This window comes from Prevotella sp. CAG:592 (assembly GCF_000436015.1).
GTDB lineage: Bacteria > Bacteroidota > Bacteroidia > Bacteroidales > Bacteroidaceae > Prevotella > Prevotella pectinovora.
In genome coordinates this window covers 1-11,040 of sequence record NZ_FR892591.1, presented here as the reverse complement: position 1 = coordinate 11,040, position 11,040 = coordinate 1, and the positions used below count along the sequence as shown (strand labels likewise).

The following is an 11,040-nucleotide window of genomic DNA, read 5'->3' as shown; positions in this document are numbered from 1 at the left end:
GTGAACTCCAGTCCCATATCGTTGAGCGTCCTTGTTATCACCACTCCACACTTGAAGTCCACAGTCCTGCCCTGCTGTCCGTTGGTGCCCACCGTGGCCCTCGTCTCCTCAGTGGCTGTGATGTTCAGTTTCGGGTTCATCACATCTCCCGTGAACTCTATGTAGCTGCCGTTCTCTATGGTGAAGGTCTTGAGCGGAATCACCGGCAGGGCGTATTTCATCTCACCGTTGCTGAGCGTATACTTGCCCGTGAGGCGGAGTTCGTTGAGCGGATCGTAAGTCATACGCAGGTCGCCGCCTCCCATAAGGTCGATATAGTTGGAGTGGTCGGCATTGAGATAACACATCACGTGGGCTCCCTCGTCCACTCCCACCGAGAGAATCATGTCGAGACCCGTCAACGGCGGATGCTCCACGGTCTGCTGCGTGGAGTCGCTGAGATTGGTGAATTTCACCAGTTCGTCCATCTGGTTGTCGGTGGTCAGCGGCGAGTCTCTCAGTATATACGCCACATCGGTGGAACCGAGCACGTTGAGCCGTCCGCGCATCATCAGATTGTCGAGTTTTCCGCGCACCGAACCGTAGAAGTCGATATACGCCTTGCCGTATGCCACGCTGCGGTAGTTCTCCTTTGAGTTGATGAGCTGATAGTTTGTTGCCTTCATGCGCACGTCCATATACACATTGTCGAGGTCGGCAAAGTTTATGTTTCCGTAGATGTTCAGCGGATTGTCGTTGTGGCCGAACACCTCGAAGTTTTCGAGCATCAGCTTGCTGTCGACCACTCTCACGGGGTCGTCGCTGAAGCGGAGCTTCACGCCGTATGGCACGCTGACCATATACATGGAGTCGAGGAACACCTCACCGTCGACATGCGGTTTGGAGAGTTCTCCCCTCACCTTCATCGAGCCGTCGGCATATCCCTCAAATCCGAAGAGCTGCTGCGGTATGAATCCGTTCACGATTTTCATCGGCAGGTGTTCGAGCTTGAGGTCGGCATTGAGCACTCCCTTTCCAGCAGGGTGGTATGTTCCGATGAGCGACCCCACCTGTGAGCCCTCGCTGAAGAGCACGGCGTCGAGATAGTGACTGCCGTCCTCCTGTGGTATATATACGAATTCGGTGCTTATATCGCCGAGCGAGCATCCCTCGTATGTCATCTTGTCTACGCTAAGGTTTGACGAGAGGGTGATGTTCTCCTTTGTCTGTATGGCGTGGAAGTCACCGTTCATGTTTCCCGTTATCTTGGGGAAATACGGCAGCACGGCGGTAATCTTGGATAGGTCGAAATTGCTGAGTCCCACGGTGATGTCCTGCAAGGCGTCGTGGTTTTCGTCGTTGGTGTAGACCTGCAGTCCCATGCCGTCGGCAGACTTCAGTTTGAGATTTGCCGACACCCTGTTATCGTCGCCGAGGAAGAGATAGTTGTTCTCGTTTGCCTCAAACCTCTTGTATCCCAGTATGATATCGTCGGTCAGCAGATGGAGGCGCGTTCCGGTGTCTTCGAGAGTCGCCGTGGCTCCGAGCTTGATGCCGAGGCGGTTGGCGGCGTCGTAGATGGAGATGTTGAGACCCGAACCACGGTCGAACACGTATCCGTCGAAGAGCGAATTAAACACATACTGCGGGTTGTTCTTCGAGTTGCGTATCTGTCCGTTGTAGGTACAGTTCACGGAGTCTGACACCACGTTGAAGCGTATCGTGTCGAGCAGCACTCCCGCCGCCGTCAGTTCGTTCACCTGCAAGGCACCGTTCATTCCCGTAGCCGCCGACATCGTCATGTTCATCTCGGCACTGGTGAAGGTGTAGCCGTAATATTTCAGGAATCGGCTGAAGATATTGTCTTTTCCCGCCTTCATGCGGAAGTCGGCCTCCGGCAGTTGCTGGCGCAGCGCCACATAGTCGATGCGTCCGTCGGAGATTTCCTTTGAGAGCAGGCTGCCGAACTTCTCGAAGCGCGAGAGCAGATGCTCGTATCCCCCTTTGGCGTTCATATTGAGATAGAAGTCGCCGCAGTCTACCATCGCCCTTGTGGTGTCGCGGTTGGTGAGCACGTCGAAGGTGATGTTCACCGGCCGGTAAGCCTTGAGCGAGTCGAGAATCGTCACGTCGCTCGTTCCTCCCTTCAGCATATACGAGTGGCGCATGTCGGTTGCCACGTCGAAATGGCAACACAGCGATGCAATGAGCGGCTTCTTTGCCACACCGAGGGCATAGAGGTCGATGCGGCTGATGTCGGAGGCTATGGTGGCGTAGATTTTCTTCGAACTTACGAATCCGTCCACCGAGAGCAGTCCGTCGAGCAGCTGGTTCTTGCTGTTTATGTTGGCGTGTATGAGTCCGTTGCTAAGTCGGGCGTCAGCGGTGATGCCCGTGAAGTGGTATTTGTCGTAGACAAATTTCCTGATGTCGACACTGGCATCCACCGTCATGCTCTTCTTCATAGGGTCGGTGCCCCTGCCGTTTACGTCGAGGGTTCCCGAGAAGTCTTTCATTCCGAGCGTCGGCATGAAATGGTCTATCCTCATTCCGGCGGCAGAGACTTTTGCGCTGTATGCCATGTTCGGCATGCTTAACCGTGCTTTCAACTTCATCGTTCCCCCACCCTCGCGCATCGTCACGTCGGCGAGATACACCTGGTTGCCGCCGGTCTTCACGTTGCCCGAGAGCGAGATGCCGTTCGGTATCCTCGCTCCGCCCATGTTCTCCTTTCCCACGAGCGCCGTGATAAACTGCGTGTTGGCAGCCGATGCCTTGAAGTTGATGCTGGCGCCGAGCCGCTTGGTGTCGGTGAGATTGGTGAGATATCCGTTGGCGTCTGCTTTCAGTGCCGACGGCAGGTTGAGGTTGAGCAGCCGGAGCCTCATCCGCTGGAGGTTTCCGCTGAGTATCGTGTTGACAGTCAATGGTTTGTCGGGCCACTGCCGGCGGAATGACGCTGGCATGCCGGACATGAAGCGCATGAGGTCGCGCTTTCCGAGCGATGCGTTTGCCCTAAGGGAGAGGCGTCCCGGACAGGAGTCGCTGAAGGCATTGAGGTCCATGTCCACGGCGGCTTTCAGCCATGAGTCGGGGGTCTTGAGCAGCAGCTGCGGCATCTTCAGTTTGAGGGAGTCCATAGAGAGAGGTCCCTTTATGTCGGCAATCTGCAGTCCTCCCCTCTCCTTCAGTGCGCAATGGCGCATCACGAGCTTCAGCTCCGAAGTCTCCATGGCATAGGAGAGGGAGTCGATGCCGAGGTTCACCTCTGAGAGCAGGATGTGGTTGGGGTCTATGATGTCGCGCGAACGTGTCATGAACTTGTTGTCGTAGGCTATCCTGCCGTCGGCAAGTTCGAAATTGCCCACGCTATACAGGTTCTTGTATAGGTCGAAGGTACCTTCTCTCACTCCTGCCTTGCCCAGATATGCGTCCACCTGCAGGGTGTCGCCTGGCATGTGTACCACTGCACGCGTGCGGTCTACGTTGAGCTGCTCCACGTGTATCTTCCAGTATGTAGGGGTCTTGGTGGTGTCTGGCGGCACGGTGTCGCTGAGTTCCACGCTGACGTTGGCGTCGCTGAGCAGCGCATCGTCAACGATGATTGTCTGCTTGCCCCAGTCTATGCCGTGGCTGCTGAGCGAGAGGAGCCCCACGGTGCCTTTCACCCTTGCCTCATGTATGAAGTCGGTGGTGTTCATGTTCACACCCCTGAGTTCCAGCTGGTCTATCTCCACCTGCCGGCTCAGCAGCGGCATGAGCTGCACGCTGACCACGAGTTTCTCCACATCGGCAACGGTGTCTCTCACCTGCGGCAGCGAGTCGTTGGGTTTTATCATCTTGAAGTTTTCCACTCCGAGGTCGAGCGGAAACTCCAGATTCACCCTGCCCACGGAGATCTGCATTCCAGTCTTCTCCGAGGCATAGTCCGCCACGCAGTCTACCGCCCAGTTCTGCACCGGAGGCAGATAGAGCAGCACCGCCAACAATATGATGAGGAATATCGGAGCGGCAAGAGCGATGAGTGCCCACCGTATCGTATTTCGCAATGATATGTTCATACCTAATATTAATAATGTACAAAGATAATGCAAAAAACTGATTAAACGAGATTATTACGCATTATTTATTGATTTCAGGCCAAAAAGTAATCTGAAACCTCATATCTGCCGCAATCACATGTGCTTGATTTCTTTATATCAACGATTATACCGGGCTCAAAGGGAATAATGAAGAAGACGAAATGCGTTCGACTTCAGACAGCTGAAAAATACAGAATTAAGCCCCAAAAAGGTTATTAGCCCGTCTTATGTGATGATTTTATAACCGCTTGCAGTCTCATGTCTTTATAAGGTGTCTTTGCTGGTTTTTGCACCTCATATTCGCAAAGAAAGCGAAGACGGCGCACAATATCAAGAAAAATTCAGTACTTTCTTGGCGAGACATTTGGTCAATCAAGATAAATGTGTAATTTTGCATAAAAATTATCGTCAAATTCGTAATATCAGAGAAGATGGCAACAAAAATACAGAAAATAATGGAGTCCAATCCAAATACGGGCTTCATGTTTGGCGACTGGCTCACACGGCAGGGACTGGATGCCAAGGGGCAACATGCCTACATGAAGAGCGGATGGCTTAACCGCATATCCAAAGGGGTGTATGTCTTGAACGGCACTGCACCCAAACTGCTCCATGCCATATCCGCCTATAACAACCAGTTGTCGAAACGATGCATCGTTGGTGCTTACACCGCCCTCGAGCTGCGTGGTTATTCCCATTATCTGTCATTGGGCAAGCCACAAGCTTATCTTTTTACCGGAAGAACGAATAAGCTTCCCTCATGGATATTGTCGTATGATTGGGATATGACAGTGAAGTATATGACTACTTCTTTTCTGGGGGATGACCTGCTTGGCGTGGAGACCATGACCTTTGAAGGTGATATTCTTTTGGTATCATCACCAGAGCGTGCCTTTCTGGAATGTCTCCACCTGCCGGAGGCTGCCTCCTCGCTATTAGATCTATATTATATAATGGAGAGTATGACTACGCTTCGGCCCAGGCTGGTGCAATCGTTGCTTGAAACGTGCTCCTCGCAAAAGGTTAAGCGACTCTTTGTCTATATGGCAGAGAAAGCCGGACATCCGTGGTTCAAGGCTCTGAAATTTGACAATATACAATTGGGCACAGCCCGATACATGGTGGTGCCGACAGGTAAGTATATAGCGAAATATAATATGACCATTCCTAAAGATCTTGCAGAGTATGAATGAGAACAATATAACCGGCAGAGTTTATGCCCAAAAGGTGGAGCTGCTACTTCGCATTATGCCCATCGTCATGGAGGAAGGTGTATTTGCAGTCCATGGCGGCACCGCCATAAATCTCTTCTTGAAAGACTTGCCCAGATACTCGGTCGATATAGACCTCACCTATATTCCGTTGGCTGACCGGAAGCAGAGCCTAGATGATATTAACCTTCATCTGGCATCTATTTGCGAGAAAGCAAAGAAGGCTTTCAAGGGTATGCACATAAAGCCCAACTACAACACCAGCAAGTTGCTTTGCGAGTGGCGGGGCAAACAGGTAAAAGTAGAAGTAAATCAGACTAAGCGTGGACTAGTGGGCGGTGAGAACATCACTGTGCCATTAAGCGAGAAGGCACAGAATGAGTTTGGACTCTATTGTGAGGCCAATATCGTTCCACTTACCCAGCTTTATGGAGGCAAGATTGCAGCCGCACTCTCTCGCCAACATCCTCGCGACTTATTTGACGTGAAGTATATGGACATTCCCTTGGCCGATTGTCGCGAAGGCCTGATATTCTGTCTGCTTGGCAGCGACCGTCCAATCCACGAGTCCTTTGCTCCAAGACTGATTGACCAAAGCGAGGCCATGGCCAACCAGTTTGACGGAATGACCGACATCCCTTTCACTTATGCTGAATTTGAAGAAACACGCACCAAACTGATAGATGATGTGAATGGTATGATGTCAGAAGCTGACAAGAATTTCCTCGTAAGCTTTGAACAGGGCAAGCCGGAATGGGAAGGCTACGAGTTCGCCTACATGCGGAATTACCCCTCGGTAAAATGGAAGCTCTTCAACCTGGCAAAATTGGCGAAGCAAAACCCTGAGAAACTTACGAAGGAAGCTGCAAAGCTAAAATCAATCTTTAAACTTAGATGAATCGCCTCCTTGATAGTTTAACGTTTATTCAACTGCATTGCATTCTTCTTCAAACTTAGAGCGAACATCAGTATCTGCCTATCGTGCTAACGTAAGCTTATATACGCATAGAATATGCCGTTAGCAACCTGTATAGCGCACTTTGTGGAAATACAAGCAATGAGGATTGTAACATTCTACAGGGTGTAACATTTTATGTAACATCATGGGAAATGAAAGGGAAAACTGGATATTTGAGAGGATTTGCAAGTTTTTTGAGAGGATTTGCAAGTTATGGTCTCACGATTATTGGCTACCTTTGCAACAGAACAAGAACTATGCTGGGCAGAATGATTACTGCGCCATGCAGCAATGAGGCTTTGGAAGGCAGAAAAAGGAACGGCAAAGTAACAAAAAAAATGAACATAAAGCAAAACAAAACTTAAATCAGACGTGACAAAACAAGAAAAGGTCTTATTTTTGTAGTATTCCTGTCAGTTCCTGCGTCAATATGGGAAAAGAGACAGAAACGCATAAAGAACAGAGAAAGAAAATATCACATTATTAACAACGCCGACAATCCCGGCGCGGCAAGCGACGGGAGAAGGCACTAAAAAAACCCAAACATTATGACAACAACAATCGTGATCATCATTATCGTCGCAATCCTGGCGATATGGCTCGTGTCAATCTACAACAGACTCGTGAAACTGCGCAACAACCGCGAGAATGCTTTCGCAAACATCGACGTGCAGCTCAAGCAGCGCTGCGACCTCATCCCACAGCTCGTGGCTACGGTGAAGGGATATGCCACTCACGAGAAGGAGACGCTGCAGCGCGTGACCGACGCCCGTGCCGCATCAATGGGAGCACAGACCATAAACGACAAGGTGAAGGCTGACAACATGATGACAAGCGCACTCGCCGGTCTCAAGGTTTCGCTTGAGGCTTACCCAGACCTGAAGGCTAACCAGAACTTCATCCAGCTGCAGGAGGAGATTGCCGACATCGAGAACAAGCTCGCTGCCGTTCGCCGCTTCTTCAACTCTGCCACACGTGAGCTCAACAATGCCGTGGAGACTTTCCCAAGCAACCTCTTCGCCAAGATGTTCGGATTCTCCCGCCAGCCTATGTTCGAGATTCCGCAGGAGAGCCGCGCCGCAGTGGAGAAGGCTCCGGAAATCAAATTCTAAGCCGCGGCCAGCATATCAATTCGGGTGAAAACCCGCTGACAAGCATGGGAGTCTGGACTAAGACTCCGATTTCTAACTCTTCCCCCGTCGCGGCAGCCACCATCGGCAGCCGGGCGGAGGATATAAACTCTTGATTATGAAATACGTAGGAATGTATACCCAAGTCAGCCGCAACAACAAACTGACTATAATGCTGCTGCTGTCCTTTCCGGCTCTCACGCTCCTCATGGTGTGGCTGTTCTACGTGCTGCTGAGCCTTTGCGGCGTCGCATTGGACGGCAATGCCGAACAGGTTGGGGGCAACGTGAACTGGACATGGGTGAACGGAGCGTTCATCGACTCGCTGCCTTGGGTAGTGGGCACCGTGAGCGTGTGGTTCGTGATAGCATATTTCTTCAACGCGTCGATGGTGAAAGCGGCAACGGGAGCCAAGACTCTGGAGCGCCGCGAAAACCCCAGGGTGTATAACATCGTGGAGAACCTGACGATGACGGCGGGAATGGACATGCCGAAGATAAACGTGGTGGACGACCCGCAACTCAACGCCTTTGCCAGCGGAATAGACAGGAAGAGCTACACTGTGACGGTGACCACCGGACTGCTGAAGGTGCTCAACGACGACGAACTGGCCGGCGTGATAGCCCACGAGCTGACGCATATCCGCAACCGCGACACCCGTCTGCTCATCACGAGCATCATCTTCGTGGGAATCATCACGACGATAATACAGGTGAGCATAAGGTCGTTGTTCTGGATTGTCAGCGACAGTTCGAGCAGCAGCAGCGACGATGACGACAACAACAACGGAGGCGCTGCGATACTAGTGTTTCTGATTGCCATCTTCCTTGGCATCATAGCCTATTTCTTCGCCCTGCTCACCCGCTTCGCCATCAGTCGCAAACGCGAATATATGGCTGATGCCGGCGGCGCTGAACTCTGCGGCAATCCGCTCGCCCTCGCCTCGGCACTGCGCAAGATAAGCGACAAGCCCGGACTGAAGAAGGTGAAGCGCGACGATGTGGCACAGCTGTTCATCGTGCATCCGCAGGCTCTGAGCGGCGGCAAGGGCATGGGCTTCTTCACATCGCTCTTCTCCACCCACCCCGACACACAGAAGCGCATCGAGATTCTGGAGCAGTTCTGACGCCTGCTGCCGCATCAACAATCGGGCATAAGGCCGTTAAATAATATAATAGGCCGTCAATGTAATATTTTACGACTGTTTCAATGTAATATTTTACTTTGCAGTCTTCCGCATGCGGCAGAAGAGAATACAAACAGAATCACGCATCATGTGAGGATAATTCCCTCCATGATGCGTGATTGTTATTTTATGGCCTTTCAGTCAGCCAGTCAAGCACGTATATCTGCTTGATGCCATCGTGCTGCGCAACAGGGTCATTGTCCATCGTGAGCAGATATTTTGGGAAAGAATCCGGCAACGACTTCAGCGGTGCCAGCTCCCTGTTCATCGTAGCCTCATCTCTGACGCTTAGCGCCACCTGATAGTAAGCCTTGTCATTGCCATTGATTACAACGAAGTCTATCTCCGCCTCTCCGGCCTTGCCCACATAGATTTCCCCACCGCGTCGCGCAAGTTCCAGAAAGACAATGTTTTCAAGAATATGTCCCATGTCGCCGCCCTTCGTTCCATTTATTACATTGCGCAGTCCGATGTCAGCCAAATACAGTTTCATTCCCGTTTTCAGCAGTTGCTTGCCCTTGGTGTCGTATCTCTGTGCTTGATAGAAAATATAGCTGTCTGTCAATGCCGAGATATAGTTCTCCACTGTATGTGAAGTGATTTTCCTTCCGAGCGACGTCAAGGTATCGCTGATGCGCTTTATCACCGAGATGTTGCCTATATTGTCGGCTATGAATCTCACGATGCTCTGCAGCATCATCACGTCGGTTATCTTTTTCCTGCCCACCACGTCTTTCAGCACTATGGTATTGTATAGTCCCGACAGATATTCGCGCACCATCTCCTTGTCATTGCATATCTGAGTTACATACGGAAACGACCCGCATTCTACATACTGTCTGTAAGCCTGCTCAAGAGACTGCGGCTTGCCGCTTGCCATTATGAATTCACTGAAAGAGAACGGGAAAAGTTTTATTTCAACATATCTTCCGGTAAGCAACGTGGCAATTTCGCCAGACAACAAGTAGGCATTGGAGCCTGTGATGTATATGTCCACGTTGTCAAGCAAGAACAGGCTGTCTATGGTTTTCTGAAAATTGCCGACCAACTGTATCTCATCGAAAAACAGATAGTTCATCCTGTCTGGCAGCAGCCGTTCTTTAATATGACTGTGAAGACGTTTGTAGTCAAGCAAAGGTTCATTGTCGAGGTCTTCAAAATTAACGCTCTGTATCTGTTCCTTCCTGACTCCATCCTGTTGCAGCTTGTCACTGAACATCTTCAGAAGTGACGATTTTCCACACCTGCGGATGCCTGTAACTATCTTTATCACCTTCTTGTTCTTCCATTTTTCAAGAAGTGATATGTATTGCTTTCGTTCTATCATATCCCCAAAAATGTAATCCATTGCAAATATAGCCATTTATGCCGACAAATTTGCATTCCATTGCAAATTTCTTCAGATTTAACTGCAAAAATGAAATGTATTGCAAATTTCTTAGGGTTATCCACGAAAAATGAAATGCATTGCAAATCTCCTTACATTTTCTATAAAAGATGAAATGCATTGCAAATTTCCATCGGCTTATATCGTCCCCCAAATCAGTCGAGAAGAAACGAAAAGGCGCCAAGCCGTGACCGTGGTTGGTCGTGACTTGGCGACTTGCTTATTTATAATTTGCCAAAACTCTTGTTGTTTTGTCTGGCCATAGAGGGGGTTGGCCTCCTGCCGGTTGGTGTGACAGCTTACTGCTTTTTGTTGAGATATGACATCACCTTCTCGTAGTAGCGCTGCGTACCCTTTATGGAGTATCGCATACCGCCGTTCCATGAACGGATTGCCTTCTCGATGTTGTTTTCTACATTGTAGAACGACTGAATGAGTCGGAACATCTCTTTCGACTTAGCCACATCGAAACGGTCTTTCAGCGAATAGCGCTTCTTGCTCTTGCGCGCCTTCAGTATGATGTTACACTGTGCCACGCAAATCGGAGTTATCTGCATTGCTCCGCACGAATTGCCGCTTCTGGCATTCGGGTTGCCTCCGCTCTCCACCTGTATCACCGCTTCCATCACGGGTTCCCAGTCGAAATCTGCTGTCGTTTGTTCGTCGCCTCCGGCAAGCGCTGCCAAAGGAAGACACATGAATAATAATACTACTAATAAAATCCTACTCTTTGTTGAAAAATTCATAACCTTTTGTTTTTGGCATCTGGGCCGTATTGACTGGGCACAACAACAACTCTGGTCAATACTCTGAACAATATATGAACATTAATCCCGCGGCGTCAACTTTAAACATAAGAGAAAAAAAACGTTGACCCTGGACACCAGTTAAATACTGTGGCAAAACTTGCTTGATCAAAACGTAAGCAGTTAAGCCGTTTCTTGATTTCGGATGCAAAAGTAGTAATAATTGTTGACATACACAAGCATTTCAGCACAAAACCCTCATTTTGTGCACATTCTTAACATGGGTCAACAGAAATTAAGACAGCAGTTTTTTAACTTGAATATTGACACCAACCCCCACCTAGCCTCAAACCCATCCTGA

General features: G+C 50.0%; 8 protein-coding genes. 5 read left to right on the top strand and 3 right to left on the bottom strand.

From position 1 onward, the window contains the following. Positions 1-4,040, bottom strand: a 4,040-nt coding sequence (locus QVO99_RS06935; protein WP_288177031.1) for a translocation/assembly module TamB domain-containing protein, incomplete at its 3' end; no start/stop codon positions are given. 452 nt (positions 4,041-4,492) lie between these two features. Between QVO99_RS06935 and QVO99_RS06930 the strand changes: the two genes are divergently transcribed. The 5 genes from QVO99_RS06930 (at position 4,493) to QVO99_RS06910 (ending at position 8,486) form a co-directional block, all read left to right on the top strand. Next, positions 4,493-5,254, top strand: coding sequence for a type IV toxin-antitoxin system AbiEi family antitoxin domain-containing protein (locus QVO99_RS06930; protein ID WP_288177030.1), 762 nt, complete (start codon positions 4,493-4,495; stop codon positions 5,252-5,254). Beyond that, positions 5,247-6,170 (top strand): nucleotidyl transferase AbiEii/AbiGii toxin family protein, encoded by a 924-nt coding sequence (locus QVO99_RS06925; RefSeq protein WP_022316878.1) that lies wholly within the window; start codon positions 5,247-5,249, stop codon positions 6,168-6,170. Before QVO99_RS06930 ends, QVO99_RS06925 begins: the two co-directional genes overlap by 8 nt. Before the next feature lie 212 nt (positions 6,171-6,382). Further along, positions 6,383-6,595, top strand: coding sequence for a hypothetical protein (locus tag QVO99_RS06920; protein ID WP_022316877.1), 213 nt, complete (start codon positions 6,383-6,385; stop codon positions 6,593-6,595). Between the two features lie 183 nt (positions 6,596-6,778). After that, positions 6,779-7,342: a LemA family protein gene (locus tag QVO99_RS06915; RefSeq protein ID WP_022316876.1), complete on the top strand. Its 564-nt coding sequence runs from the start codon at positions 6,779-6,781 to the stop codon at positions 7,340-7,342. Between the two features lie 136 nt (positions 7,343-7,478). Further along, positions 7,479-8,486, top strand: a complete 1,008-nt coding sequence (locus tag QVO99_RS06910; RefSeq protein ID WP_022316875.1) for a M48 family metallopeptidase — start codon at positions 7,479-7,481, stop codon at positions 8,484-8,486. Positions 8,487-8,673: 187 nt separating this feature from the next. Here the strand turns inward: QVO99_RS06910 and QVO99_RS06905 are convergent, their stop codons facing one another. Together QVO99_RS06905 and QVO99_RS06900 are read right to left on the bottom strand one after the other, a co-directional pair. Further along, a complete protein-coding gene (locus QVO99_RS06905; protein ID WP_288177029.1) occupies positions 8,674-9,873 on the bottom strand; it encodes an ATP-binding protein in 1,200 nt (399 codons plus the stop codon). Positions 9,874-10,232: 359 nt separating this feature from the next. After that, positions 10,233-10,631, bottom strand: coding sequence for a lytic transglycosylase domain-containing protein (locus QVO99_RS06900; RefSeq protein WP_044065428.1), 399 nt, complete (start codon positions 10,629-10,631; stop codon positions 10,233-10,235). Between the last annotated feature and the right edge of the window lie 409 nt (positions 10,632-11,040).